Below are 25221 nucleotides of genomic sequence, written 5' to 3'. Positions count from 1 at the left end.
ACATGCGCCCGGTCGGCGGCAACGACATGGGACAGGTCGTTCTGGTTGAGGTCAAGGGACATGGCGGGGCTCCGGATAATGTGGCTGGCTTGCAAGGCCGGCGCGGTCTGAATTCCACGAAAACCCTTACGCTGGCGAAAGGCAAGAGAAAGCCGTGGCGCCTGCTGGGGAACAGACCCCCGGTGAGACGGGGACTGGCCCTGCAACGCCCGGCAGACCCACTGCGCACCCGGCAGATGGAGGACGGGCCCGCCCGGGCCTTATTCGTCGGGGCTTCCCTCGCGCAGGGCAGCCACCACCTCGGCATCGCTGACCTGCGCGAAGTCGCGATAATGCAGACCGACCGCGCGAAAGGGATCCGGGGTGCGCAGGCAGACGATGTCATCCGCAACCCCCCGCAGCCGGTCCAGGGCCTCGGCGGGGGCGACAGGCACGGCAACCACGATCCGGGCGGGGTTCTGCCGCTCCAGGCCCAGAAGCCCGGCGCGCATCGTGGCGCCGGTGGCGATGCCGTCATCGACCACGATGGCGGTCCTTCCCCCGATCGGGACAGGCCTGCGGTCGCCAAGATAGAGCTTCCTGCGCCGGTCGATTTCCTGCAGCAGGCGCGGCACCTCGGTTTGCAGGTAGCCATCGGCGGCAAGACGGGACGGCACGCCCTCGTTCATCACGACTTGCGGATTGTCGCCGTCCACGACCGCGCCGATGGCGAATTCGGGATAGCCCGGCGCCCCGATCTTGCGCACGAACAGCACGTCCAGCGGAGCCTTCAGCTTCCGCGCCACCGGCAGCGCGACCGGCACGCCTCCGCGCGGCAGGGCAAGAACGACGCATTCCTGACCATGGTAGGGCGCAAGGCGATCCGCCAGCTGCCGTCCGGCATCGACCCGGTCGGAAAAGAGGCTGTTGTTCAGGCCAGACATGTCACAGGCCGAAGGGCCAGGTGTCGGGCAGGTCGTGCTGCAGGTCGGGCTGTCGGCCCCCGTCCCCCACGGTGAACAGCGCCTGCGTCTGTTCGAACCAGATCCAGCCATCGTATTGCCGCCCCGCATTGGCCTGCATGTAGTGGCTGAGCCGTTCGCTTTCCGGCCGGTAGATCACGCCGATGAAGCGTTGCAGCAAGGGCCGCGACAGTTGCGCGGCCAGATCCCGATCATCACGAAAGTCCAGCAGGAATCGGTCGATGCCGCTGTCGCGGCAAAGGCGCTCGAAGCTGTCGGAACGGGACGGCAGGACGGTCTTGACCTCGGCCGCCGCGTCCCAGTCGCTTGCCGCCGTGACGGTGCCGCGGTCGGTGCCGAAGCCGACCAGGACAACGCCCGACCCCCAACGTTCGCGGGCAAGCTGGCCCAGGTTGTGCTCGCCAAGGCGGCTGCCCATCTCGGTCTGGCGTGCATCGCCGATATGCGAGTTATGCGCCCAGACCACGGCCCTGGCTTCCGTCCCGCCCGCCTGCAGCAGATGGTCCAGCGTCTCGACCATGTGGCTGTCGCGCAGGTTCCAGGACTCGGCCCCGCCCTGGTACATGACGCGGTAGTAACGTTCGGCCGAGGCGACAAGCCGGGCGTTCTGGGCCGCATCCAGCTGGTCCCGGCCTTCCAGGGCCCGGGCCAACAATTCGCGGCATTGCTGGACGACAGCCTGTTCGCATTTGTGATAGCCGCTGCCGGCAAGGCGGCCATAGGCGGCAGGCTGTTCGGTCCAGGGTTCCAGGCAGCCATAGCGCTGCCGCGCGACGGCGGCGGCCTCGGGGTCGGTGCTGTCCAGGTAATCCAGCACGGCCCGGATCGAGGCGGAAAGGTTGTACATGTCGAGGCCATAGAACCCGACCTGATCCCCGGGATCCCGGCCCCGATTCCAGTCGCGCATCCAGGCCACCAGCCGGGCGACATGGGTGTTGCGCCACATCCAGCGGGGAAACCTTTGAAACGGCTCCTCGGCGCCTTCACGGGGCGGAAGACCGCGGACATGACGGTCCAGAACCGCCGCATCGGGCCAGTCGGCCTCGACCGCGACGATCCTGACGCCATGATGTTCGATCATGCGGCGGGTGATCGCCGAACGGGCCGCGTAGAATTCGGCGGTGCCATGGCTCGCCTCGCCCAGCATCAGGACGCGGCAATCCGCCCACCGGTCGGCCAGCGCGCCGAAATCACCATCATCCGGCGGCGGCAGCGGGATGCAGCCGCCGGCAATCGCCTGGGCGGAATCTTTGCCCGTGGGCATCTAGCCCTCTTTCGCCTCGTCTTCGTCCTTCTGGGCCTCGCGCTTGTCCGAGGCCTTCAGGTCTGGGCGCGGGTCGAAATCGGGATCCGCATTGGTCGTATCGACGCGCTTTTCGATGATGCGCTGCTGCTGGTCCTTGGTCTTCTTGCCGACCATGGTTCCGACTCCTTCACTTGTTGGTGCGGCCGCGCTGGTCCGGATCGATGCCGCCCTGGGGGGTGGTGTCGTTCAGCACGTAGCCTTCGAAGGTGTTGTCGCCGCCGATGGGCGGATCGCCGGGACCGGGCATGCCCTTGGACCGGCCGATGCCCGGATCGTCCTGCAGGTCCTTGTCGGACGGCTGATCTGTCTTGGGATGCTTGCTGGACATGGCGTCATTCCCCCTGATCGGCATCGCCGTCGCGGTTGCCGACATGATCGTGAAGCTGCTCGGTGTCGACGTGACGGGAATCGAGGCCCCGCTGGTCGGAATGGCGCGACTTGTCGCGGTTCGACAGGATCTCGTTGTCGGGCAGCTGGTCGGGCATGTCGGGGGACATGCCGCCGGTGCCGTCGCCCTTTCCCTGGTCCTGCTGGCCTGCGCCGAACTTCTTCTTGCTTGCATTTGCCATTCTCGATCCTCCGTTTCGTATCGGTGGTGGCGTGAGGGAAAACCGCGCGGCGCGGCGATTGTTCCACCCAGGGGGGAACCGGGGCTTGCGCCCGCCGTTACCGGGGCATGCCAAACATGCACGACCAGACCGCGCCCGACGATCCCGCCGCCCAGACCGAGGGGCTGGAGCGGATGGACATCGAGGCTGCGAAAGCCGCGGCCCGCCACCGCCATCACCCTTTGGTCAAGACCCTGGGCGAGGCCAGCGAACTGGCGGACCAGATGCCCCTGGGCACGGTCTGCGGGCTGGTCATCGCGGGCGGCCTCCTGGGCAGGCGACCCGACATCGCGCGCACCGGCGTGCGGATGATGGCCGCGCATGTGCTGGCCAATGTCGTCAAGCGCCGCATCAAGAACCGCCTGCGCCGCACCCGTCCCGAGGAAATGGTCAGGAATCGTGATTACCAGTTCGAGCCGGGAGAAACCGAGGGCAGGCATGACACCTCGTTTCCCTCGGGCCACACGGCCGGGGCGGTCGCGGTTGCCAGGGTGGTCGCGGCCGATCTGCCGGACCTGTCGGTGCCCGTGACGGGCTTTGCCGCGCTGATCGCGGCGGTGCAGATCCCGCGGGCCAAGCATTACCCGATCGATGTCGCCGCAGGCGCGGCCCTGGGCCTGGCCGCGGCCTGGGCGGTTGATTGCCTGCTGCCCGGAATTTCGAAAAAGGAGAACTGAATGTCAGACAACGCCACCACATCCGTCTCGGCCCGGTTCGAGACGCGCGAAGCCGCCGATTATGCCATCGAGCATCTGGTCCAGCAGCACGGATTGAACCGCGCGGACATCTTTGCCGAGGCCGAAGGCGAGAACAATACGGCGGGCAACCGGATATCCGGCGGCGATGCGAACAAGGGGGACGCGGCGGAAGACGCCCCCCTGCGCGGCGCCGTCAAGGTCTCGGCCGATGTGGCCCAGGCCCAGGTCGAGATCGTCGAAGGCGCCTTCCGCGAGATGGGCGGGCAGGACATCGCGCGGCGCTGAGCGGCGCCCTGCCCCCAAACCCTTACTTGCCTTCCGAGACGAACTTGTTGAAACGGCTGGTGTCGCCGCCGGCCGTTTCGTCCTGATACAGGAAATGCAGCCCGTTCTCGTCGAAGATCTCGAAGAACTCATCCCAGGAGATCCGGGTCAGCCCTTCCTCGGGCTCGCCGAAGTCGATGCGCAGGATGCCGCCTTCACCCTTGGTCTCGACCATGGCCGGATGGCCGTCGCGCGCTTCCGCCCATTCGCGGATCGTGTCGTGGTCTTGGGTGGTGTTCGATGTGGACATGGTGTGCCTCCGGGGTTCTGTCGCGATCAAACGCCCCCACCGCCCTGTCGTTCCGCTGGCGGAAAGCGTGCCTTGCAGGGAACGGGGCGGCGGCTTGGCCGTTGAAGCGCTGTCAGCCGCCATGCCAGCACCGAGGGATTCATGCAGATCACGCTTCACCTGAACGGCACATCGCATCATCTGGATGTGGATCCCCGAACCACGCTTCTGGACGCGCTTCGCCATCACCTGGGATTGACCGGCACCAAGAAGGGTTGCGACCATGGCCAATGCGGCGCCTGCACGGTGCTGATGGACGGGCGGCGGATCAATTCCTGCCTGACGCTGGCCTGCATGGTCGAGGACCGCGACATCACCACCATCGAGGGCCTGGGCACCCCGGGCAACCTGTCCCCCTTGCAGCAGCAGTTCCTGGACCATGACGGCTATCAATGCGGCTATTGCACGCCCGGCCAGATCTGTTCGGCCACCGGCATGCTGGAGGAGATCGCGGCAGGCTGGCCCAGCCATGCGTCCGATTCCCTCGACGCTCCCTTTGACCTGACCCATGCCGAGATCGCCGAGCGGATGAGCGGCAACCTGTGCCGCTGCGCCGCCTACAGCAACATCGTCGCGGCCATCCGGCAGGCGGCCCAGGAAACCCGGCACGAGGACGCGGCATGAAAGAATTCGCCTTTCACCGCGCGGCCTCGGTCGCGGATCTGCCATCCGGCGCGACGATCATCGCGGGCGGAACCAATCTGCTGGACCTGATGAAGCTCGAGGTCATGGCCCCCGAGGCCCTGGTGGACATCACCCGGCTGGATCTGGACCGGATCGAACCCGACGGCGACGGCCTGCGAATCGGTGCCCTGGTCAGGAACAGCGATCTGGCTGCGCATCCGACCATCCGTCGCCATTATCCGGTGCTGTCGCGCGCGCTGCTGGCAGGGGCCAGCGGACAGTTGCGCAACATGGCGACAACCGGCGGAAACCTGATGCAGCGGACCCGCTGCCCTTATTTCTACGACCGCCGCATGCCCTGCAACAAGCGAGAGCCGGGCGCAGGCTGTTCGGCCATCGGCGGTGTGACGCGCAACCACGCCATCCTGGGCGCGTCCGAGCACTGCATCGCCACCTATCCCGGCGACATGGCCGTGGCGCTGCGCGCGCTCGACGCGGTGGTGGAGATCGACGGCCCCTCCCCCCGCCGCGTGCCCTTGGCGGATTTCCACCTGCTGCCGGGCGATACGCCGCATGTCGAAACCGTCCTGCAACCCGGCGAGATCATCACCGCCGTGATCCTGCCCGCCCCCGTCGGAGGCCAGCAGCGCTATCGCAAGGTGCGGGACCGGGCTTCCTATGCCTTTGCGCTGGTGTCCGTGGCGGCCATCATCGGCATGGACGGGGGCCGCATCAGCCATGCGGCGCTGGCCTTTGGCGGGGTCGCACACAAGCCCTGGCGGAACCCCGAGATCGAAAAGCTGCTGACCGGACAGGAACCCTCGGACGCGCTGTTCGCCGAAGCGGCAGAAATCCTGCTGCAGCCGGCGCAGGGTCACGGCGAAAACCAGTTCAAGATCCCCCTGCTGCGCCGCACCTTGAATGCGACCCTGCGCGACACGACCGGAATGGAGGCCCAGGCATGACACGGCATCTGCGGGTCGATGGCCCGAACCACGACAACCGTCTGGACCATATGGCGCAAGGCGTCATCGGCCAGCCCCTGAACCGTCTGGAAGGGCCCCTGAAGGTCACGGGCCGCGCCACCTATGCCGCCGAGGCCCGGCCCGCGAACATGGCCTATGGCGTGCTGGTCCAGGCATCCGTGCCGGCAGGCAAGGTGCTGGAGATCGGGGACGCCCCGGGCGCCCTGGCCGTGATCCAGGACAAGCGCATGATCCGCTATGCCGCGCAGGGCTTGGACGAGAAGGGCCCGACCTCGGGCCCGGACCGGATCGAGTACATGGGCCAGTCGATCGCCCTGGTGGTGGCCGAGACCTTCGAGGCCGCCCGCCACGCCGCCCAGAACATCGTCGTCCGCTACAAGCCGGAGGCCGTGCCGGTCGATCCGGAATCGGTCACGCCCGAACTGCCGCCGAAAAAGCAATCCGCGGCGGGCGACGTGGACAAGGCCATGCGCGAGGCGGCCTTTACCCTGGATCAGGTCTGGCGCACGCCGTCGCAGATGTCGGCCGCCATGGAACCCCATGCCGCGATCGCCGAATGGGATGGCGACAGCGTGACGATCCGGGCTGCCCTGCAGATGCTGTCGTCGAACCGCAAGCAGATGGCCGACGCCCTGGGTATCCGCGAAAGCAAGCTGCGGCTTCTGTCCCCCTATGTCGGCGGCGGCTTCGGATCAAAGCTGGGCATCAACGCCGAGGCCGTGGCTGCGGCCATTGCCGCCAAGGAACTGGGCCGGCCGGTGATGGTCGCCATGACCCGCCAGCAGGTCTTCGACCTGGCGCATCGCCGGTCCGAAACCCGCCAGCGGATTCGCCTGGCCTGCGACGCGGCGGGCCGCCTGAACGGCATCGGCCACGAGGTCCTGGTGTCGAACCTGCCCGGCAGCGAATTCACGGAACCCGTCGCCCAGGCCACGCCCTTCACCTATCAGGCCGCTCATCGGCAGGTGGTCCATGCCGTCGCCCGCATTCATCGCGGTTGCGCGGGTTCGGTGCGGGCACCGGGAGAGGCCGTAGGCGTCACGGTTTTCGAATGCGCCATGGACGAGCTGGCCGAACTGGCCGGGATTGATCCGGTGGAACTGCGCCTGAAGAACATTCCCGATGTCGAGCCGACCACCGAACGCCCCTTTTCCAGCCACAAGCTGGCCGAGGCCCTGCGCGAAGGCGCGGAACGTTTTGGCTGGTCCGGGCGCCGTGCGCCCGGACAGCGCCTTGAGGGCGAATGGTTCATCGGCATGGGCATGGCTGCCGCCGTCCGGGTCAACATGCTGCAGGAATCGCGGGCCAAGGTCACGCTGGTCCAGGACGGCACGGCCATTGTCGAAACAGACATGACCGATATCGGCACCGGCACCTATACGATCCTGGGCCAGCTTGCCGCCGAGATGCTGGGCCTGCCGACCGACCGCGTCGAGGTCCGGCTGGGCGACACGCAGTTTCCCCCGGCTTCGGGCTCGGGTGGATCCTTCGGCGCGGCTTCCAGCGGCAACTCCGTCTTCCTGGCCTGCGAGGAAATCCGGCAGCAGATCGCCAAGGCCATGGGCTGCGACGAACGCGACCTGACCTTGCAGGACGGCATGGCGCGCGCGGGCAATGTCGCGAAGTCCCTATCTGAACTGGTCGATGGCACCATCACCGGCGAAGGCCACCTGCAACCCGGCAAGACCGAAAAGTCCCATCGCCAGGCGACCTGGGGCAGCCATTGGGCCGAGGTCGCCGTCAACCGCTGGACCGGAGAGGTGCGCGTCCGCCGCATGATGGGCGTCTTTGCCTGCGGGCGGGTGCTGAACGAAAAGACCGCGCGCTCGCAATGCCTGGGCGGCATGACCTTCGGAATCGGCATCGCCCTGACCGAGGCGATGGAGCACGACCCCCGCGACGGCCACGCCGTCAGCCGCGATCTGGCCGAATACCACATCCCCAGCCATGCCGATGTCCCGTCGCTGGACGTGCATTTCCTGCCCGAACGCGACGCTTATGTCGGTCCCCTTCAGGCCAAGGGATTGGGAGAGCTTGGCATCTGCGGCGCCGGCGCGGCGGTGCTGAACGCGATCCACAATGCTTGCGGCGCGCGGGTCCGCGACCTGCCTGCGACCCCTGACAAGATCATCGCCGGATTGGAGCCATGATGCGAAGCGACCCTGCACCAGATACCCGGCAGGTCGAACTTTCCGGCGATCCGCTGACGGCTGCGCTGGAATGCCCTGATTCCGTTCTGGCGATCATCACCGGCATCACGGGTCCCTCCTATCGTCCCTTGGGCGAGATCATGGCCTTTTGCGGGGATCGTCACGTCGGTTCGCTGAGTTCCGGCTGCATCGAAACCGATCTGGCCCGCCATGCGCAGCAATCCTTGCAGGATGGGCCACGGGTGGTCCGCTATGGCGAGGGATCGCCCTGGTTCGACCTGCAGCTGCCCTGCGGCGGGGGCTTGGAAATCACCCTGATACCCCGCCCCTGCCCGCAACTTCTGGCCGAGATCGCCGAGGCCCGTGCCCGCCGCCAGCCTGTCGGCTTGGTCGTCACCCATGACCTTGCGCTGCGCCGAGGCGACCCGGGTGCGACCGGCCCTACGGCGGATGGCTTTCGCATCCTGCTGGTGCCCCCGCCGCGCTTCCTGATCTTTGGCCAAGGCCCCGAGGCCGCGGTTTTCGCCGGCCTCGTCCATGCGGCGGGGTACCCCCATCTGCTACTGACGCCTGATCCGGCCACCATCGCCCAAGCCGAGGTCACGGGCGCTATGACCAGGCTGCTGCATTGGCCGGCGCTGCCCACCGATCTGGCCATCGATGACCGCAGCGCCGTGATTCTGTTCTTTCATGACCACGACTGGGAGCCGCCAATCCTCGCCCGGGCGCTGGAATCGCCGGCCTTTTACATCGGCGCCCAAGGGTCGCTGCGCGCGCGTGACAAACGTCTGGCATCGCTGCGCGAGCGCGGCGTGAGCGATGGTCTGGACCGGCTGAAAGGCCCGATCGGCTTGATCCCTTCCGCCCGCAACCCGCGCGTCCTTGCGGTCTCGGTCCTGGCCGAGGTCCTGCTGGCGGCCGCATGACAACGGTGGTGTTGCTGGCTGCGGGACGGTCCAGGCGCTTTGGTGCAGCATGCAAGTTGCAGGCGGTCTACCGGAACAAGCCGCTTGTTCGGCATGCGGCCGATGCCATTCTCCAGACAGGACTTCCGGCTGTGGCGGTCGTCTCGGATCCGGCAGTGGCAAGGCTGTTGCCCGAGTTCAAGATTGTCTACAGCAGCGGGCTCCAATCCGACTCTCTGCGCGTCGGGCTGCACCAGGTTGCAGAGGGCCCGGCCTTGGTCGTCCTGGCGGACATGCCGCATGTCGATGCGGGCCTGTTGCACCAGATCGCTGCTTCGCCCGCACCCGCGGCCACGACCGACCGGACCCGTATCTGCCCGCCTGCCCTGATTCCGCACGCGATCTTTCCTGATCTGGAAAAGCTGACAGGAGATCGGGGTGCGGGGAATCTTCTGCGGTCCCTGCCCGGCCTGCATCGGGTCGTCGTATCAGAGGATATGGTGAAAGACGTGGATGTCCCACAGGATATCCTAGAATATCAAGAGGATAGGCTAAATCAGGATCTGCCGACCCCGCCGAGAACCTGACACAGCCGGTCAAGCTGTTCAAGGTCGCGATACCCGATGGTGATCGTTCCACTACCAGAAGCTGTATGGCTGATCGTCACTGCCATCTTCAACTGCGCAGCCAGGTCCGCTTCGAGCGCGCGCGTATCCGCATCCTTCTCTGAACCGCGCGAGAATTTTGCAGTTTCTCCATCCTTTGCGGTCTTTGTCTGCTTGCGCACAAGATCTTCGGTTTCCCGGACCGACAGACCGTTGTCGATCACGCGCCGCGCAAGCGCGGCCGGATTGTCGGCGGTGATCAACGCACGGGCATGACCTGCCGTCAGCTTGCCATCCTTGAGATAGTCCTGCACCTGGTCAGGCAGGCTCAGAAGACGAAGCAGGTTCGCAATATGGCTGCGGCTTTTGTTCAGGGCCTCGGCCAGCCTTTCCTGGGTGTGGCCAAAGCGATCCATCAACTGCCGATAGGACGCGGCTTCCTCGATTGCATTCAGATCCGCGCGCTGGATGTTTTCGATGATGGCGACTTCCAGCACCTCGGTGTCGGACAAGTCCCGGATGATGACGGGAAGCTCGTGCAGCTGGGCCATCTGGGCCGCACGCCAGCGCCTTTCGCCAGCGACGATCTGGTAAAGCCCTTCATCCTGGGGATGCCTGCGCACGATCAAAGGCTGCAAGACGCCGCGCTGCCGCAAGGAGTCCGCCAGTTCCTGCAAGGATGCCGCATCAAAGCTGCGCCGGGGCTGGTCCGGATTGGCGGTGATCTGTTCGATCGGGATCAGGGTGCGGTCCTTGACCGGCTTCGCTTCGGCCGGTCCATCCAGATCCAGATCCGCCATCAGGGCCGAAAGGCCGCGACCCAAGCCACGCTTGGCAAGTTTGCTTTCGGACATCAGGCTTCCTCCTTAGAGAGTTTCAAGCGGGCGGCGAATTCGGTCGCGAACTGGCGATAGGCAGCACTTCCCTTGGAGGCGGGATCGTAGAGCAAGACGGGCTGCGCGAAGGATGGCGCCTCGGACACGCGCACGTTCCGGGGAATGACAGTGGGAAAGACCAGATCGCCCAAGGTGGCGCGCGCATCAGCCTCGACCTGCTGGGACAGGTTGTTCCGGTAATCTGACATGGTCAAGAGGACACCGTTGACGCGGAGATTCGGATTCCCGCTTTGACGGACATGCTTCACCGTGGTCAGCAGCTGTGACAGACCCTCTAAGGCATAGAATTCCGCCTGAAGAGGCACCAGCACCCCGTCGGCTGCAATCATGGCGTTCAAGGTCAGCAGGCCCAAGGCCGGCGGACAGTCAATCAGGATGATGCTTCCCTGTGGCGCCTGTTCGAGCTTGCGCTGCAGCAGCCTAGTGCGATCCTTGGTCTGGGCCAGATCGACATCTGCCGAGGACAGATCCGGAGTGGCAGGAACGATGCGGAGGTTCTGGATTGGTGTCGGCATCCAGCAGTCTTCCAAGGATTCGGGACCGGCCAGCAGGTCGTAGACGGTCTTGTTCCGCTGTTCGACATCGATACCCAAGCCAGTGGATGCATTTCCCTGCGGATCAAGGTCGATCAGGATTGTCCGATGGCCATCCATTGCCAAAGCCGCGCCCAGGTTGATTGCCGTGGTCGTCTTGCCGACCCCACCCTTCTGGTTGGCAATGGCAACGACGCTACTTTGCGCCATGAGAGACTCCGCTTATTTCCAATGTCGCTGCGCCTTCCTGGGTCCGACTGGGATGGGCAAGACAATCAAAGACCCATTCCTTTCTGGCATCCTCGACTTCCGCCTGCCACTGCCGTCCTTTCATCAGAAAGGCTGTTCCTGTCGGTTCCAGATGCAGGTGAAGATATGCCACAAGCTGGCGCAGCGGAGCAAGGGCCCGAGCGCTGGCATAAGCAGCATTCAGGGGGGAAAGTGCCTCGATGCGCTTAGCCACAACACTTGTGTTGGAGAGGCCTGTCTCACGAATTACTGTTCGCAGAAATGCTGCCTTTCGCTGGTCACTTTCTACCAGAGTAAATACCAGGTCCGTTTCTGCTTTGGCAATGGCAAGGACGAGACCCGGCAGCCCTCCACCGCTTCCCAGGTCTATCCAGTGTCCTGCGGAGGCGTCAGCCAGTTCGGAAACCTGAAGGCAGTCATCGATGTGACGCGTCTGAATATCATGCACAGAGGCAGGAGCCACAAGATTGATCCGACTATTCCAGCGAAGAAGTAGATCCTGGTAGATCTTCAAACGTTCTAATGTTTCACGTGGAACAGTCATGCTTTCCGTCGCGCTGCAGAGCGAGATACCGCCATCAGCAGAGTAAGGGCAGCAGGCGTCATACCCTCGATCTTGGCTGCTGCCGCAAGCGACAAAGGTCGAGCCGCGATCAGCTTTGCCTTCAACTCATTCGAGAGCCCTGACACGGCAGCGTAATCCAGATGAGCAGGCAGGTAGATTGCCTCGTCGTTGCGCAACAGTTCTGCGTCCCGCAGTTGACGAGCCGTGTATTGATGATAGAGCGCATCATTCCGCAGCTGATTTAGCGTTTTCTCGGGAATATTGCTCATCAAGGGTAGCAGTTTCGTCAGAACATCAAAGTCGATATCTGATTGCCCCAGGAGCGAAAAGGCCGAGCGTGCTTGACCATCTTGTCGAACCAGGATGCCTGCCTCGGCCAATGCTGTGGGTGTATAAGTTGCTTCTTCCAAGACCGTCCGGGCCCGTTCGTACGCTTGTTGCCGCAGATGAAAAGCATCGCGCCGAGTTTCCCCAATACAACCCAGCCTTATCCCCATGGGCGTCAACCGCTGATCGGCATTGTCTGCGCGCAAGCTTAGCCGGAATTCAGCGCGAGAAGTGAACATGCGATAAGGTTCCGTCACACCACGCGTAGTCAGATCATCGATCATGACGCCAATATAGCTATCGGCCCGGCTGAACGTTACGGCTTCCCTGTCCAGCGCCGAGAGCGCCGCGTTGATACCTGCAACAAGGCCTTGTGCGCCAGCTTCCTCGTAGCCTGTCGTGCCATTGATCTGCCCTGCAAGATACAGACGGGCTACATTCTTCAATTGCAGCGTTGGCTCCAGCGCCCGCGGATCGACGTAGTCGTATTCCACGGCATATCCCGGCTGCAAGATTTCAGCACGCTCCAAACCAGTGATGCTTCGAACATAAGCCAACTGGGTATCCGCCGGCAGAGAAGTCGAAATTCCATTTGGATAGACAGTGTGATCGTCCAAGCCCTCGGGTTCAAGAAAGATCTGGTGAGACTCCTTGTCCGCAAAGCGGAGAACCTTGTCCTCGATTGAAGGACAATAGCGAGGGCCTCGGCCCGAGATGTGTCCGCCATACATTGCTGATCTAGAAAGGTTCTGGCGGATAATTTCGTGAGTCGTTTGGTTTGTGTACGTGATCCCGCACGAAATCTGCCGAGCATGGACCCCGTTGCTAAGATAGGAGAACAGAGCAGGTTCACCATCTCCTAGCTGCTTCTGCAGGATGTCCCAATTGATGGTCCGGCCATCCAGACGCGGCGGCGTTCCGGTCTTCAAGCGTCCCAGAGGTAGATCATAGCGGCGGAGAGAATCTGCGAGCCGGTTTGATGCCTGATTACCCCAGCGACCTGCAGGACGACTGACGTCGCCGATATGGATAACACCGTTCAGGAATGTCCCGGTAGTCAGAACAATAGCGGTCGCTTGCAGGATTGAACCATCGGACAGTTCGATACCAGAAACCGAGGCTTCATTTCCGGCTAAAGCAGCGACCTCGCCAAAGATCAAGTCCAAGTTAGGCAGCTTCGAAATTGCCTCAAACGCTGCTGCGCGATAGAGCTTGCGATCCATCTGGGCGCGAGGACCTTGTACTGCAGGTCCTTTTTTCCTGTTCAGCAAACGAAACTGAATCCCCGCACGGTCGGCGATGCAACCCATCAGTCCATCCAGCGCGTCGATTTCCCGCACCAGATGGCCCTTGCCCAAGCCTCCAATCGCCGGATTGCAGGACAGCGTACCAATATCTTCTTGACGCATTGTAACAAGCGCCGTCCTAGCGCCCATACGGGCAGAAGCTGCAGCAGCCTCCAAGCCCGCGTGACCTGCGCCGATGACGATTACATTGTATTGTTTCACGTGAAACACCTACTTGCCGATACAAAAGGATTGAAAGATGACATCCAGATAGTCTTCCGCACCAATTCTGCCAAGCAGTTGGTCCAGTGAGGAGGACGCTTGCCTGATCGCTTCAGCAACCAATTCGGGTTCCGGACCCTTAATGCTACCGACCACTTCCCGTGCAGAGATCAAGGCGTTCAACTGTCGTTCGTGGCTGACCAGCGCAGCACCAGCCACCCGCTGGGACAGACGATCAAACATCTGGTCCAAGAGAGCATCAAGACCTACCCCGGTCAAGGACGACACTGCAAATCCGCCTTCCGAACTGCCCAGATCAGCCTTGCTGGTGATCACAAGATCCCCTTCCCGCCAAAGGTCCTCGTCCGCTTGGCCATCCGGCGACAGATGCAAGCGCAGATCCGAAGCCGCTGCCCGGGCACGCGCGCGATCAATACCCAAGCCTTCGATCTTGTCCTGCGCGTCCCGCATGCCGGCAGTATCCAGCAACGTGACCGCCAAGCCCTTCAGGTCCAGGCGCAATTCGATGATGTCTCGTGTTGTCCCGGGAATATCCGATACAAGAGCCACCTCTCGCCGTGCAATGCGGTTGATCAGGCTCGACTTGCCGGCATTGGGCGGGCCGATGACTGCCACCTCGAAGCCGTTGCGGATGCGTTCAGCCGCAGCATAGCCTCCGATCTGCAGATCCAGTTCGTTTGTGAACTGCTCCAGCAGGTCGAAGACCTCCTCGGGAACCTCGTCCGGCACATCCTCATCGGCGAAATCGACACTGCTTTCCACCAAGGCTCCTGCACGGATCAGCAGCGACCGCCAGCCCTCAGCCTTCCTGGCAAGCTCGCCACTGCTCATCCGAAGCGCCGCGAGGCGCTGCGATTCCGTTTCAGCCGCCAGAAGATCACCCAAACCTTCGACCTCGGACAAGTCCATCTTGCCGTTCAGGAAGGCCCGCCTGGTAAATTCGCCAGCCTCGGCCAGCCGAACGCCAACCGAACCAAGCAACTGACCCAGCCGTCGGACGATGACCGGCGCACCGTGCAGGTGGATTTCCACCACCTCCTCGCCCGTGAAACTGTGCCCTGCCTCGAACCACATGACCAAGGCACGGTCCAGAACTGTCACATCATCGGCGATATCACGGAGATAGGCGTGGCGCGGCTTCGGCAGCGGTCCCGCCAATTGCTCGGCGACGGATCTTGCACCGTCTCCGCTGATCCGAATAACGGAAACGCCACCCCGTCCGGACGGGGTGGCTTCGGCAAAGATCAGGTCCATGGCAGCCTCGTCAGGCGTTCATCGAGTCGAAGAATTCCCCATTCGACTTGGTCTGCTTCAGCTTCGAGATCAGGAACTCGATCGCATCGGTCGTGCCCATGGGGTTGAGGATGCGGCGCAGCAGATAGGTCTTTTGCAGATCCTTCGATTCGACCAGCAGTTCTTCTTTCCGCGTGCCGGACTTGAGGATATCCATCGCCGGGAAGACGCGCTTGTCGGCCACCTTGCGATCTAGCACGATCTCGCTATTGCCGGTGCCCTTGAATTCCTCGAAGATCACCTCGTCCATGCGCGACCCGGTATCGATCAGCGCAGTCGCAATGATCGTCAAGGACCCGCCTTCCTCGATGTTCCGGGCGGCCCCGAAGAATCGCTTGGGGCGCTGCAAGGCATTCGCATCGACGCCGCCAGTCAGAACTTTACCGGAACTTGGCACAACGGTGTTGAAGGCCCTACCGAGTCTTGTGATGGAATCCAGAAGAATAACAACATCTCGTTTATGCTCGACCAGCCGCTTGGCTTTCTCGATCACCATCTCGGACACGGCAACGTGCCGGCTTGCCGGCTCGTCAAAGGTCGAAGAAATGACCTCGCCCTTCACCGACCGCTGCATGTCGGTCACCTCTTCCGGGCGTTCGTCGATCAGCAGGACGATCAGGTAGCACTCGGGGTGGTTGCGCTCGATCGAATGGGCGATGTTCTGCAGCAACACCGTCTTGCCGGTGCGTGGGGGCGCCACGATCAGCGACCGCTGGCCCTTGCCGATGGGCGCCACCAGGTCGATGATCCGGGCCGAGCGGTCCTTGATGGTCGGATCCTCGACCTCCATCTTCAGCCGCTCGTTTGGATAAAGCGGCGTCAGGTTGTCGAAGGCGACCTTGTGGCGGGCCTTCTCGGGATCCTCGAAATTGATCCGTTCCACCTTGGTCAGGGCGAAGTAACGCTCGTTCTCGCCGGGCGCGCGGATCACGCCCTCGACCGTGTCGCCGGTGCGCAGGGAATGCTGGCGGATCATGTCGGGGCTGACATAGATGTCGTCGGGACCGGGCAGATAGTTCGCTGCGGTGGACCGCAGGAAGCCGAAGCCGTCCTGCACGACCTCCAGCACGCCGTCGCCGCCGATCTCCACGCCTTCCTCGGCATGTTCCTTCAGCAGCTGGAACATCATCTCGCCCTTGCGCATGGTCGAGGCGTTCTCGATCTCCCATTCCTCGGCCATGGACAGCAGGTCGGCCGGGCTCTTGGCCTTGAGTTCGGACAGGTTGAGGCGTTCTTCGGTCATGATGTCACCGCGGATCCCGCACGGTCTGGCCGCGCGGCTGGATAGGATATGGATCGGGAATCCCCGTGCCGGACGGCCGGGCTTGGTGTGGAAATAGTCAGCATCGCCCCGTGAGTCAACGACAAGCCGTCAGAACTTGACGATCACCGACAGGACGATGCCGACCATCAGCAGCGTCGGCACCTCGTTCATCATGCGATAGCGCCGCCCCGGGTGGCCCTGGCTGGCCAGCAGCGCGCGGCGCTGGCCTGCACACCACATGTGAAACCAGGTCATCGCCATGACGCAGGCTGCCTTGGTCCAGGGCCAGACCATCGACCAGTCCACGATGCCCGGCGTCAGCACCAGGCACAGCCCGCTGAGCCATGTCGCGATCATGGCCGGGTTCATGATCAGCCGCAGAAGCTTGTCCTCCATGACCGCAAAGCTGCCCGAGGGCTCGGGCGCCTGCCCGCGTTCGGCGTGATAGACGAACAGCCGGGGCAGGTAGAACAGCCCCGCCATCCAGGAAATCACCGCCATGACGTGGAAAGCCTTGGCATAGGGATAGATCGGCACAAGCCAGTCCGTCATCGGCGTCCTTCTTAAATAGAAAGAGAAGAATAAAGGATGATGTTGCTGTAGGGCCTGTGGATAAAAGGATAAAGAAGAAATCCTCCGATCTACCCACTGATCTGCCCCTTGTGGATAACTTCTGGATTATTGTCGCGAAACGACAGAATATCCTTTATTTGCATGGGGTTGATGTGTGGATAAATATGGGGATTGGTGGCCCGTGGAAGACTTCTCCACAAACCCGCCCTGCGAAGCCTGTCGCTTATCCACGTGTGGGCCGAAGGCAGCCGTTCGGGGGAAGTTCTGGGGTCTCTTTTGCAGGTCTTTCGCAGTCCGTTTCATGCCCCCATGATTCGACCCGATTCCCCCCGGATCTTATCCACAAGGCCGCAAGGAACGCCTGATTGCCGCGAAAGGCCGCTTTTTTCCGCGCACCCATGGGCTTAGTCTGCCAGCCAAAGCCAAGGATGCGATGATGACCGACGACCAGCCAAGCCTCTCCGCCGATGTTCCGCTTGCCGGCGTCATCGGCATGCCGATCGCGCATTCCCGGTCGCCGCGCCTTCACGGACATTGGCTGCGGCGCTATGGCATCGCCGGGCACTACGTTCCCATGCCCGTCATGCCCGAACACCTGGCCGAGGTGCTGCGCGCCCTGCCCCGGCTGGGTTTCGTCGGCATCAATGTCACCATTCCCCACAAGGAGGCCGTGCTGGCCCTGGCCGATGCCGTGACCGACCGCGCGGCCCTGATCGGGGCGGCCAACACCCTGATCTTCCGGCCGGATGGAAAAATCCACGCCGACAACACCGATGGCTATGGCTTCATCGCCAACCTGCGGCAGAACGCGCCCGACTGGCAGGCCGATGCGGGGCCTGCCGCGGTGATCGGCGCCGGAGGTGCGGCGCGTGCGGTCGTGGCCTCGCTTCTGGACAGCGGCGTGAAGGAGTTGCGCATCACCAATCGCACCCGCATCCGGTCCGAACAGATCAAGGCCGAATTCGGCGCGCGTCTGGTCGTCTATGACTGGGCGCAGGCGGGCAACATGCTGGACGGCGCCACCACCGTGGTCAACGCGACCTCGCTGGGGATGGAGGGCAAGCAGCCCCTGCGCCTGCCGCTGGACGCACTGTCGCCCGACGCGCTTGTCACCGACCTGGTCTATACCCCGCTGATGACGCCCTTCCTGCTGGACGCGCAGGCGCGCGGCTGCCGCGTGGTCGATGGCCTGGGAATGCTGCTGCATCAGGCGGCGCCCGGATTCGAGCGCTGGTTCGGCCGCCGCCCCGAGGTTGACGACGACCTGCGCCGGGCCGTGCTGGAATGACCTTCCGCCTTGGCCTGACCGGCAGCATCGGCATGGGCAAGTCCACCACCGCCCAGATGTTCCGCGACCTTGGCCATCCGGTCTGGGACGCCGATCAGGCGGTCCATCGCCTTTATGCGCCCGGTGGTGCCGCGGTCGGGCCGGTCGCGGCAGCCTTCCCCTCGGCCCTGCGGGACGGCCGCATCGACCGGGCAGCGCTGAAGGCCGCGATTGCCGATGATCGCGCCGCGCTGGATCGCCTTTCGGCCATCGTCCATCCCATCGTGGCCGCCGACCGAGAGGCCTTTGCCGCGCGCCATGCCGACGCGCCTCTGGTCGTTCTGGATATTCCGCTGCTTTATGAAAACGGCTATCAGGCACTGATGGATGGCGTGGCAGTCGTCTCGGCCGATGCGGAAACGCAGCGGCGGCGGGTGATGGCGCGGCCGGGCATGACGGAAGACCTGCTGGCCCTGATCCTGTCGCGGCAGATGCCGGATGCCGACAAGCGGGCGCGGGCCGACTGGATCATCCCGACCGAAAGCCTGGATGCCGCCCGCCAGGCCGTGGACCGGATCGTGAAGGAGATTGCCGCCCGTGCGTGAGATCGTGATGGATACCGAAACCACCGGTTTCGATGCGGACAAGGACGACCGCATCGTCGAGATCGGCGGGATCGAGCTTGTGAACCACCTGCCCACAGGCCGGACCTACCACGTCTATATCAACCCCGAACGGTCCATGCCCAAGGACGCCTTCGAGGTACACGGCCTGGGCGACGATTTCCTGCGCGACAAGCCGAAGTTCGCGGAAATCGCCCGGGACTTCATCGATTTCATCGGCGACGATGCCCGGCTGGTGATCCACAATGCCAGTTTCGACATGAAATTCCTGAATGCCGAACTGAAGCGCGCGGGCCATCCCGTCCTGCCCTGGTCCCGTGCGCTCGACACCCTTGCCCTTGCGCGGGAGAAGTTTCCGGGCGCCCCCGCATCGCTGGACGCGCTGTGCCGCCGCTTCGGCATCGACAACTCGAACCGGCAGTTGCACGGCGCCCTGCTGGACAGCGAGCTTCTGGCCGAGGTTTATCTGGAGCTGATCGGCGGCCGCCAGCCGGATCTGGTGCTGGACCAGCCCGGCCGCGGCACAGCCACCGGTGCGCAGAGCACCGACGCAGGCCCCCGCGCCCCGCGCCCGCAACCCTTGCCCCCGCGTCTGACCGAAGCCGAGGCCGCGGCCCATGCCGAATTTGTCGCACGGCTTGGCGAAACGGCGGTCTGGGCGCGCTATACAGGTTGACAGCGGGGGGCGCCGGTGACGCCATGACGACAGGCCGACCTCAGGGGCAATGCTGCCGATGCTGAACATCCTGCGCGACATCTGGTCCTTCTGGGGTGCGGTCTTCGAACGCATGGACAAGATCCACATGGGCCTGATCGCCGCAGGCGTGGCCTTCTATGCGATGTTTGCGGTCTTTCCGGGCCTTGCCGCCATCATCGCCCTGTGGAGCCTGTGGTTCGATCCAACCGTCATCATGACCTATCTGGACGTGGCCCATGAATTCCTGCCCGAGGGTGCGGCGGACCTGATCGACGCGCAGGTCCTGTCCCTGACCTCGGCCGGGCGCACATCGGTGGGCTGGACGTCCTTCGTGTCCTTCATGGTGGCCACCGTCGCCGCCCGCGCGGGGGTCGAGGCGGTGGTCGGCGGTCTGAACGCCGCCTATGGTGTCCGGTCCCATTCGACGGTCTTCAGCTTCATGCTGGCCTATGCGCTGACGCTGGCAATCGTGGGCATATCGCTGGCCGGGCTTGCGACCATCGTGATCGTCCCGATCCTGCTGAACTTCCAGGTCTTCGAACAGGTGCGCGGCTGGCTGGTTGCCGGTCTGCCCTGGGGCGCGATGTTCCTGATCGTGATCCTGGGCATCGGCATCCTTTACCGGTACGGCCCGAACGTGAAGACGCCGCGGACCCCGATCTTTACCTGGGGCGCCGTTTTCGCGGCCTTCCTGTGGGCGGCGGCGTCGGTCGCGTTTTCCGCCTATCTCAGCAGCTTCAACAGCTACAACCGGATCTACGGCTCAATCGGCACGGTGGTGGCGCTGCTGATGTGGTTCTATCTGGCGGGCTTCTCGGTGCTGCTGGGGGCGCTGATGAATGTGGAACTGGCCCGCCGCCGCCGGGTCCGCGCCGCGCGCGAGGCTCGCGCTTCGCTGCTCGAAGACGTGAAAAAGGCGGCGGAATGACCCGCCGCCTCCATGTCTCAAGGATGCCCTGCCTTACGCCGCGTCCAGCCCCTCGGTCGAGGCGAAGAACATCGCCTGGCTGACGGCGGACCGCACCTGCTCCTCGTTGTAGGGTTTCGAGATCAGGAAGGCCGGTTCGGGCCGTTCGCCGGTCAGCAGCCGTTCGGGGAAGGCGGTGATGAAGATCACCGGGATGTCGCCCATGTCGCGCAGCAGTTCGTTCACGGCGTCGATGCCCGAAGATCCGTCGGCCAGCTGGATATCGGCCAGGATCAGGTCCGGACGGCTCTGGCCGGCCAGCTCGATGGCGGCGGAATGGGTGCGGGCGACGCCCGTCACCTCGTGGCCCATGGCCTGGACGATGCCCTTCAGGTCCATGGCGATGATCATCTCGTCCTCGATCACCATGACCTTGCCGCGCATGGACGCGCTCATCTCGTTCAGGGCGATCCGGACCAGTTCCTCGGCCTCGGCCTCGTCGACCTGCATCACCCGGCCGATCTGGTCAAAGCGCAGCTCCTCGATCGTGCGCAGCAGCAGGGCTTCGCGCGAATTGGCGGTCAGGTTGCGCAGGTGATCCTGGGCGCGCATCTCGCGCGTGGTGCGGTTGGAATCGTCCACGGGCTGGCCCGAGCTTTGCCAGATCGCGTGGAATGTGCGGAACAGGCCGATCCGGGTATCGTCTTCTTCCAGCAGGATCGACCGGTCCGACAGGATCGCCTCCAGCGTGGCGGCGGCATAGTTGTCACCGGCACGCTGGCTGCCGGTCAACGCGCGCGCATAGCGGCGCAGATAGGGCAGCTCGCGCCCGATGGATTGGGCCAGGTCGGCTGACGACATATCTCTCATCCTTCGCATTTCGCATATTGCGCGGAACCTATCTCAACCCCTACAGGTTGGGCAACGTGCGCACAAGATTTCCGGGACTAACAAAGTAATGACATCGAAGCGAGATGATCGTCGCAAGGCGGCAGTCGAGAAGCAGATCGACGAGAACCTGCGCCGCGTCTATGAGCAGGACGTGACCGAGCAGATTCCTGATCGCTTTCTGGCCCTTCTTGAACAGCTGCGCGACCAGAAGTGATATCCTTGAACGCGACGACGCGACGGTGGACGGTAACAGAATGAAAAAATCCGCGATGACGGATCCGCGCGACCAACTGGTGGATCACCTGCCGGCGTTGCGTGCCTTTGCCTTGTCGCTGACACGCGAAGGGGCGTCTGCCGACGATCTGGTGCAGGACACCATCGTCAAGGCCTGGACAAACATGGACAAGTTCCAGGCGGGCACCAACCTGCGGGCCTGGCTGTTCACCATCCTGCGCAACACCTTCTATTCGGCCCGCCGCAAGACCAAGCGCGAGGTCAGCGACAGCGACGGCATCCATGCCGCCCGCCAGGCGACGCGTCCCGAACATGACGGCAGGCTGGCGCTCAAGGACTTCCGTGTGGCCTTTGCGCAGCTGCCGGACGAACAGCGCGAGGCGCTGATCCTTGTCGGCGCCTCGGGCTTTTCCTACGAGGAGGCGGCCGACATGACCGGCGTCGCCATCGGCACCGTCAAGTCGCGGGCCAATCGGGGGCGGCGGAAACTCGCGGAACTGCTGCATCTGGAAAGCGGTGAGGAACTGGACATGACCGATCAGGCCACCCTGGCCGTCATGGCGTCCAGCCACACCATCGCGCGCTAAGGGGGGCCGGTGTTCCGGCGGATCAGCGACCGTCTGGATTTCACGCGCAAGCTGGGCTTCCGGCTTGGTGCCCTGCTGTCGGTTGCCATTCTGCCGCTGGGCCTGATCTCTCTGATCCAGAACTTCAATCTGGTGGCCGAGGCCGAGCGCGGGGTCGAGATCGCGCTTCTGGGCCGCACCGCCTCGGCTGCGGCGGGTGAACGGGCGCTTCTGCAAAGCGCCATCGGATCGGCCGATGCGCTTGGTCCCGCCGTGCTGGACGCGATGGAGCGTCCGCAGGTTTGTTCCGAACTGTTGCGCAATTTCATCGAACGCAGCGCCACTTATGTCTTTGCGGGCTTCGTGGCGCTGGACGGGCAGAGCAGCTGCAATTCCTCGGGAAGCAGCCTGCCGCTCGATTTCAGCCAGGCCGACGGCTTCCGGAAGTTCATGGCCGCTCCGGGGACGCTGGTGACTTCGGTGGAACGGGGAACAGTCAGCGGGCGTCCGGTGGTGCTGGTGATGCAGCCGCTTTACCGCGACAGCGAGATGCTGGGTTATATCAGCCTGTCGCTGACGAACGAACTTCTGCGGTCGACCCATAACCTCAATACGGGCGGCAATGGCGCGCGGATCGTGACCTTCAACCAGCGGGGCGAGATCCTGACCTCGGATACCGACGCCGAGACCAGCATCGTCGACATCCTGCCGCAGAATGTCGAACTGGTCAGCCTGCTGTCGGGGACCGAGACGACCTTCCGGGCTAGGGCCGGCAATGGCCAGACGCGCATCTTCACCGTCGTGCCGGCGGTGCCCGGCCTTGTCTATGCGCTTGGCAGCTGGTCGCCCCGGACCGCGGGGGTCGGGCTGTTCCAGATTTCGCGCTTTGGCGCGGTGACGATTCCGATGGCGCTGTGGCTTGTGTCGCTGGCCGTCGCCTATTTCGCCGTGTTCCGCATGGTGTTGCGCCACATCACCGTGCTGCGTAGCCAGATGCGCCGCTTTGCCATCGGCAACCGCACGGAACCGCCCGCCATCCTGGCCGATGCGCCGACCGAGATCTGTGACGTTAGCCAGACATTCCACAACATGGCGCGCATCCTGATCCGCGACGAGGAAGCGATGGAGGAAGCCGTCGCCGAAAAGACGGTGCTGCTGAAAGAGGTCCATCATCGGGTCAAGAACAACCTGCAGTTGATCGCCTCCATCATCAACATGCAGAGCCGGGTGATCGACGATCCCGACGCCAAGCGCGTGCTGCGCTCGGTCCAGGACCGGGTCGCCGCCCTGGCGACTATCTATCGCAACCTGTACCAGGCCGAGCATCTGGACGCGGTCGAGGCCGGGCGCCTGATCTGCGACATCATCAACCAGATGGTCAATGCCTCGGTCGAGCCGGGCAGCAACCTGCGGATCGAGACCAATATCGAAACCCTGGTCCTTCTGCCGGACCAGGCGGTGCCCTTGTCGCTTCTGGCGACCGAAGCCTTCACCAATGCGATGAAATACGCGGGCGTCGCTCCGGGTGAGGCCGCGCCCTGGGTCAGGGTGGATCTGGCGACCGTCGCCCCCGGCCAGGGCCTTCTGGAAGTCGCCAATTCGATCGGTGCCAATTCCCGCCAGTCCGAAGGAACCGGGCTTGGCAGCCAATTGATCGAGGCCTTCACCACCCAGCTTGAAGGTCAGGCCACTGCGGGCGTGGAAGGCAACAGCTTCGTGCTGCGCCTGCACTTCGGCATCGAGCGGGCCAACACCCTGGCCGAAACGCGCAATGTCGTCCTGACCTCTGCGGCACGGCCAGGGGCGCAGCATTAAGGCCGTCCAGCCATGGCGATCCGGGGATGCCGATCCCGCCAGGGCATTCGGCTGGTGCGGGATCCGGCGGGTGGTCAATGACGCTCTGGGCAGCCCACGAATTCGACAGCCCGCCCGTGTGGGCCGGTCGCCGCGCCACGATGGCGCTTGCACGGTTCTGCCGCGCCACTATCTTGCAGGCATGGACGCGCAGGACACCTTTGATCTGACAACGGGCCGGGGGCTGATGGCCTGTCCGCGCTGCGACGCCATGCATGTCGAGGCGGAACTGAATTCCGGCGAAACCTTGCGCTGCATCCGCTGCGGGGGCGTGCTGGCCAAGCCCAGGGGCGGGGCCTTCAGCCAGCTGATCGCGCTGGCCTTCACGTCGATGGTGCTGATGATGGGGGCGATCTTCTTTCCGTTCCTGGAAATCTCGCGCATGGGGATCGGCAACGCGACATCGCTCTTTGGCGTGGCGATGGCCTTTGCCGATGGCGTGCTGCTGCCCCTGGTGCTGGCGGTGATGGCGATGATCGTGGGCCTGCCGGTGCTGCGGTCCTTCCTGCTGGTCTATACGCTGACGCCCTTGGCGCAGGGCCGCGCGCCCTATCGCCATGCCGCGACCGCCTTCCGCTGGTCCGAGGAACTGCGCCCCTGGTCCATGGCCGAGATCTTCGTGATCGGCACCGCCGTCGCCCTGGTCAAGGTGGCCGGGCTTGCGACGGTTCATCTGGGGCCTGCCTTCTGGGCCTTTTGCGCGCTGATCCTGGTCAACCTCGCCTCGCGCGGGTTCATGTGCCAGACGACCATCTGGGACGCCATCGAGGATGGGAGCCTGCCCACCGATGGGCGCGAGATGGCCGGCGGGGTCGCGCGCGGTGAGTGATGACGCACCGGGCGCGCCGGTCCTGACCGCGCATCGTGCCGGGCTGGTCGGCTGCCGGTCCTGCGGCCGCGTCTGGCCCGACGGTCAGGAAACCTGCAACCGCTGCGGCGCCGACCTGGTGCCGCCCGACCGGCGGGGGCTGCAGAAGGTCTGGGCCTGGTGGTTCGCGGGCCTGATCATGTATGTCCCCGCGAACCTGTTTCCGATGATGCGCACCCAGACCTTCGCGGGGCTTCAGGGCAATACCGAGGCGACGATCCTGCAGGGCGTGGTCGAGCTGATCCATTACGGCAATTACGACATCGCCATCATCGTCTTTGTCGCCTCGATCATCGTGCCGATCGCCAAGTTCCTGTCGATCGCCTGGCTGGCGGTGGTCGCAGGCCAGCCCGCCACGGTCGATCAGGCCCATACCCGGCTGAAGATCTACGAGGTGGTGGAATTCATCGGCCGCTGGTCGATGATCGACGTGTTTGTGGTGGCGATCCTGTCGGCGCTGGTGCAGTTGGGCTTTGTCGCTTCCATCCATCCCGGCCCTGCCGCCGTGTCCTTCGCGCTGTCTGTTGCCTTCACCATGCTTTCGGCGCAAAGCTTCGACCCAAGACTGATCTGGCGCGGCTTGCCGCTGCGAAGCCGGACGGACGACAAGGGGCAGGAATAACAAGAA

General features: G+C 64.0%; 30 protein-coding genes. 16 read left to right on the top strand and 14 right to left on the bottom strand.

Annotated elements, in window-relative coordinates; genetic code table 11:
- Positions 1-260 precede the first annotated feature (260 nt).
- Genes OU682_RS07250 through OU682_RS07230 form a run of 5 tightly spaced genes read right to left on the bottom strand, consistent with a single transcriptional unit; the run spans position 261 to position 2837 of the window.
- The gene (locus OU682_RS07250; RefSeq protein WP_268941407.1) at positions 261-923 is read right to left on the bottom strand and encodes a phosphoribosyltransferase; all 663 of its coding nucleotides are present in this window, start codon (positions 921-923) and stop codon (positions 261-263) included.
- A 1-nt stretch (position 924) separates the two neighbouring features.
- Positions 925-2226 (bottom strand): erythromycin esterase family protein, encoded by a 1302-nt coding sequence (locus OU682_RS07245; RefSeq protein ID WP_268941406.1) that lies wholly within the window; start codon positions 2224-2226, stop codon positions 925-927.
- Positions 2227-2382 carry a hypothetical protein gene (locus OU682_RS07240; RefSeq protein WP_268941405.1) on the bottom strand — a complete coding sequence of 52 codons (156 nt, stop codon included), beginning with the start codon at positions 2380-2382 and terminating at the stop codon, positions 2227-2229.
- 13 nt (positions 2383-2395) lie between these two features.
- On the bottom strand, positions 2396-2596 hold the full coding sequence (locus tag OU682_RS07235; protein WP_268941404.1) for a hypothetical protein: 201 nt from the start codon (positions 2594-2596) through the stop codon (positions 2396-2398).
- 4 nt (positions 2597-2600) lie between these two features.
- The gene (locus OU682_RS07230) at positions 2601-2837 is read right to left on the bottom strand and encodes a hypothetical protein (RefSeq protein WP_268941403.1); all 237 of its coding nucleotides are present in this window, start codon (positions 2835-2837) and stop codon (positions 2601-2603) included.
- Positions 2838-2953: 116 nt separating this feature from the next.
- Between OU682_RS07230 and OU682_RS07225 the strand changes: the two genes are divergently transcribed.
- On the top strand, positions 2954-3553 hold the full coding sequence (locus OU682_RS07225; protein ID WP_268941402.1) for a phosphatase PAP2 family protein: 600 nt from the start codon (positions 2954-2956) through the stop codon (positions 3551-3553).
- The gene (locus OU682_RS07220; protein WP_268941401.1) at positions 3554-3859 is read left to right on the top strand and encodes a hypothetical protein; all 306 of its coding nucleotides are present in this window, start codon (positions 3554-3556) and stop codon (positions 3857-3859) included.
- Positions 3860-3881: 22 nt separating this feature from the next.
- Here OU682_RS07220 and OU682_RS07215 read toward each other — a convergent pair whose 3' ends face one another.
- On the bottom strand, positions 3882-4148 hold the full coding sequence (locus OU682_RS07215; protein ID WP_268941400.1) for a hypothetical protein: 267 nt from the start codon (positions 4146-4148) through the stop codon (positions 3882-3884).
- 141 nt (positions 4149-4289) lie between these two features.
- Between OU682_RS07215 and OU682_RS07210 the strand changes: the two genes are divergently transcribed.
- The 5 genes from OU682_RS07210 to OU682_RS07190 are packed head-to-tail and all read left to right on the top strand — an operon-like array spanning position 4290 to position 9439.
- Positions 4290-4811 carry a 2Fe-2S iron-sulfur cluster-binding protein gene (locus OU682_RS07210; RefSeq protein ID WP_268941399.1) on the top strand — a complete coding sequence of 174 codons (522 nt, stop codon included), beginning with the start codon at positions 4290-4292 and terminating at the stop codon, positions 4809-4811.
- The gene (locus tag OU682_RS07205; RefSeq protein ID WP_268941398.1) at positions 4808-5776 is read left to right on the top strand and encodes an FAD binding domain-containing protein; all 969 of its coding nucleotides are present in this window, start codon (positions 4808-4810) and stop codon (positions 5774-5776) included. Before OU682_RS07210 ends, OU682_RS07205 begins: the two co-directional genes overlap by 4 nt.
- Positions 5773-7947, top strand: a complete 2175-nt coding sequence (locus OU682_RS07200; RefSeq protein WP_268941397.1) for a xanthine dehydrogenase family protein molybdopterin-binding subunit — start codon at positions 5773-5775, stop codon at positions 7945-7947. The genes OU682_RS07205 and OU682_RS07200 overlap by 4 nt, the downstream gene beginning before the upstream one ends.
- Positions 7944-8873, top strand: coding sequence for an XdhC family protein (locus OU682_RS07195; protein WP_268941396.1), 930 nt, complete (start codon positions 7944-7946; stop codon positions 8871-8873). The genes OU682_RS07200 and OU682_RS07195 overlap by 4 nt, the downstream gene beginning before the upstream one ends.
- Positions 8870-9439 carry a nucleotidyltransferase family protein gene (locus tag OU682_RS07190; protein WP_268941395.1) on the top strand — a complete coding sequence of 190 codons (570 nt, stop codon included), beginning with the start codon at positions 8870-8872 and terminating at the stop codon, positions 9437-9439. The genes OU682_RS07195 and OU682_RS07190 overlap by 4 nt, the downstream gene beginning before the upstream one ends.
- On the opposite strand, the gene OU682_RS07185 is transcribed toward OU682_RS07190, so the two are convergent.
- The 7 genes from OU682_RS07185 to OU682_RS07155 all read right to left on the bottom strand — a co-directional run bounded on the left by OU682_RS07185 (position 9409) and on the right by OU682_RS07155 (position 16665).
- Positions 9409-10311 carry a ParB/RepB/Spo0J family partition protein gene (locus tag OU682_RS07185; RefSeq protein WP_268941394.1) on the bottom strand — a complete coding sequence of 301 codons (903 nt, stop codon included), beginning with the start codon at positions 10309-10311 and terminating at the stop codon, positions 9409-9411. The genes OU682_RS07190 and OU682_RS07185 overlap by 31 nt on opposite strands.
- Complete coding sequence (locus OU682_RS07180; protein WP_268941393.1) at positions 10311-11096, bottom strand: ParA family protein; 786 nt, start codon at positions 11094-11096, stop codon at positions 10311-10313. Before OU682_RS07180 ends, OU682_RS07185 begins: the two co-directional genes overlap by 1 nt.
- Positions 11083-11679, bottom strand: coding sequence for a 16S rRNA (guanine(527)-N(7))-methyltransferase RsmG (gene rsmG, locus OU682_RS07175; protein WP_268941392.1), 597 nt, complete (start codon positions 11677-11679; stop codon positions 11083-11085). Before rsmG ends, OU682_RS07180 begins: the two co-directional genes overlap by 14 nt.
- Complete coding sequence (gene mnmG / locus OU682_RS07170) at positions 11676-13535, bottom strand: tRNA uridine-5-carboxymethylaminomethyl(34) synthesis enzyme MnmG (RefSeq protein WP_268941391.1); 1860 nt, start codon at positions 13533-13535, stop codon at positions 11676-11678. The genes rsmG and mnmG overlap by 4 nt, the downstream gene beginning before the upstream one ends.
- A gap of 9 nt (positions 13536-13544) precedes the next feature.
- On the bottom strand, positions 13545-14810 hold the full coding sequence (mnmE, locus tag OU682_RS07165) for a tRNA uridine-5-carboxymethylaminomethyl(34) synthesis GTPase MnmE (protein ID WP_268941390.1): 1266 nt from the start codon (positions 14808-14810) through the stop codon (positions 13545-13547).
- Between the two features lie 10 nt (positions 14811-14820).
- Positions 14821-16092 (bottom strand): transcription termination factor Rho, encoded by a 1272-nt coding sequence (gene rho / locus OU682_RS07160; RefSeq protein ID WP_268941389.1) that lies wholly within the window; start codon positions 16090-16092, stop codon positions 14821-14823.
- 129 nt (positions 16093-16221) lie between these two features.
- Complete coding sequence (locus OU682_RS07155) at positions 16222-16665, bottom strand: CopD family protein (RefSeq protein WP_268941388.1); 444 nt, start codon at positions 16663-16665, stop codon at positions 16222-16224.
- A 457-nt stretch (positions 16666-17122) separates the two neighbouring features.
- Here OU682_RS07155 and OU682_RS07150 point away from each other — a divergent pair, with 457 nt between their 5' ends.
- Genes OU682_RS07150 through OU682_RS07135 form a run of 4 tightly spaced genes read left to right on the top strand, consistent with a single transcriptional unit; the run spans position 17123 to position 20201 of the window.
- On the top strand, positions 17123-17974 hold the full coding sequence (locus tag OU682_RS07150; protein WP_268941387.1) for a shikimate dehydrogenase: 852 nt from the start codon (positions 17123-17125) through the stop codon (positions 17972-17974).
- A complete protein-coding gene (gene coaE, locus OU682_RS07145; RefSeq protein ID WP_268941386.1) occupies positions 17971-18558 on the top strand; it encodes a dephospho-CoA kinase in 588 nt (195 codons plus the stop codon). The genes OU682_RS07150 and coaE overlap by 4 nt, the downstream gene beginning before the upstream one ends.
- Positions 18551-19252, top strand: coding sequence for a DNA polymerase III subunit epsilon (gene dnaQ, locus OU682_RS07140; RefSeq protein ID WP_268941385.1), 702 nt, complete (start codon positions 18551-18553; stop codon positions 19250-19252). The genes coaE and dnaQ overlap by 8 nt, the downstream gene beginning before the upstream one ends.
- 58 nt (positions 19253-19310) lie before the next feature.
- A complete protein-coding gene (locus OU682_RS07135) occupies positions 19311-20201 on the top strand; it encodes a YihY/virulence factor BrkB family protein (RefSeq protein ID WP_268941384.1) in 891 nt (296 codons plus the stop codon).
- Between the two features lie 33 nt (positions 20202-20234).
- Here OU682_RS07135 and OU682_RS07130 read toward each other — a convergent pair whose 3' ends face one another.
- On the bottom strand, positions 20235-21041 hold the full coding sequence (locus OU682_RS07130; protein ID WP_329609792.1) for a response regulator: 807 nt from the start codon (positions 21039-21041) through the stop codon (positions 20235-20237).
- A 97-nt stretch (positions 21042-21138) separates the two neighbouring features.
- Here OU682_RS07130 and OU682_RS07125 point away from each other — a divergent pair, with 97 nt between their 5' ends.
- The 5 genes from OU682_RS07125 to OU682_RS07105 all read left to right on the top strand — a co-directional run bounded on the left by OU682_RS07125 (position 21139) and on the right by OU682_RS07105 (position 25215).
- Positions 21139-21285 carry a NepR family anti-sigma factor gene (locus tag OU682_RS07125; protein ID WP_268941382.1) on the top strand — a complete coding sequence of 49 codons (147 nt, stop codon included), beginning with the start codon at positions 21139-21141 and terminating at the stop codon, positions 21283-21285.
- A 40-nt stretch (positions 21286-21325) separates the two neighbouring features.
- Positions 21326-21892 carry an RNA polymerase sigma factor gene (locus OU682_RS07120; RefSeq protein WP_268941381.1) on the top strand — a complete coding sequence of 189 codons (567 nt, stop codon included), beginning with the start codon at positions 21326-21328 and terminating at the stop codon, positions 21890-21892.
- A gap of 9 nt (positions 21893-21901) precedes the next feature.
- Positions 21902-23686 (top strand): sensor histidine kinase, encoded by a 1785-nt coding sequence (locus tag OU682_RS07115; RefSeq protein WP_268941380.1) that lies wholly within the window; start codon positions 21902-21904, stop codon positions 23684-23686.
- Positions 23687-23756: 70 nt separating this feature from the next.
- Positions 23757-24554 (top strand): paraquat-inducible protein A, encoded by a 798-nt coding sequence (locus OU682_RS07110; RefSeq protein WP_329609791.1) that lies wholly within the window; start codon positions 23757-23759, stop codon positions 24552-24554.
- Positions 24547-25215 (top strand): paraquat-inducible protein A, encoded by a 669-nt coding sequence (locus OU682_RS07105; RefSeq protein ID WP_268941379.1) that lies wholly within the window; start codon positions 24547-24549, stop codon positions 25213-25215. The genes OU682_RS07110 and OU682_RS07105 overlap by 8 nt, the downstream gene beginning before the upstream one ends.
- Positions 25216-25221 lie beyond the last annotated feature (6 nt).

It is taken from the genome of Paracoccus benzoatiresistens (assembly GCF_026913015.1).
Classification (GTDB): Bacteria; Pseudomonadota; Alphaproteobacteria; order Rhodobacterales; family Rhodobacteraceae; genus Paracoccus; species Paracoccus benzoatiresistens.
The sequence above is the reverse complement of the archived record's forward strand: the minus strand, read 5'-3'. Positions and strand labels throughout refer to the sequence as shown.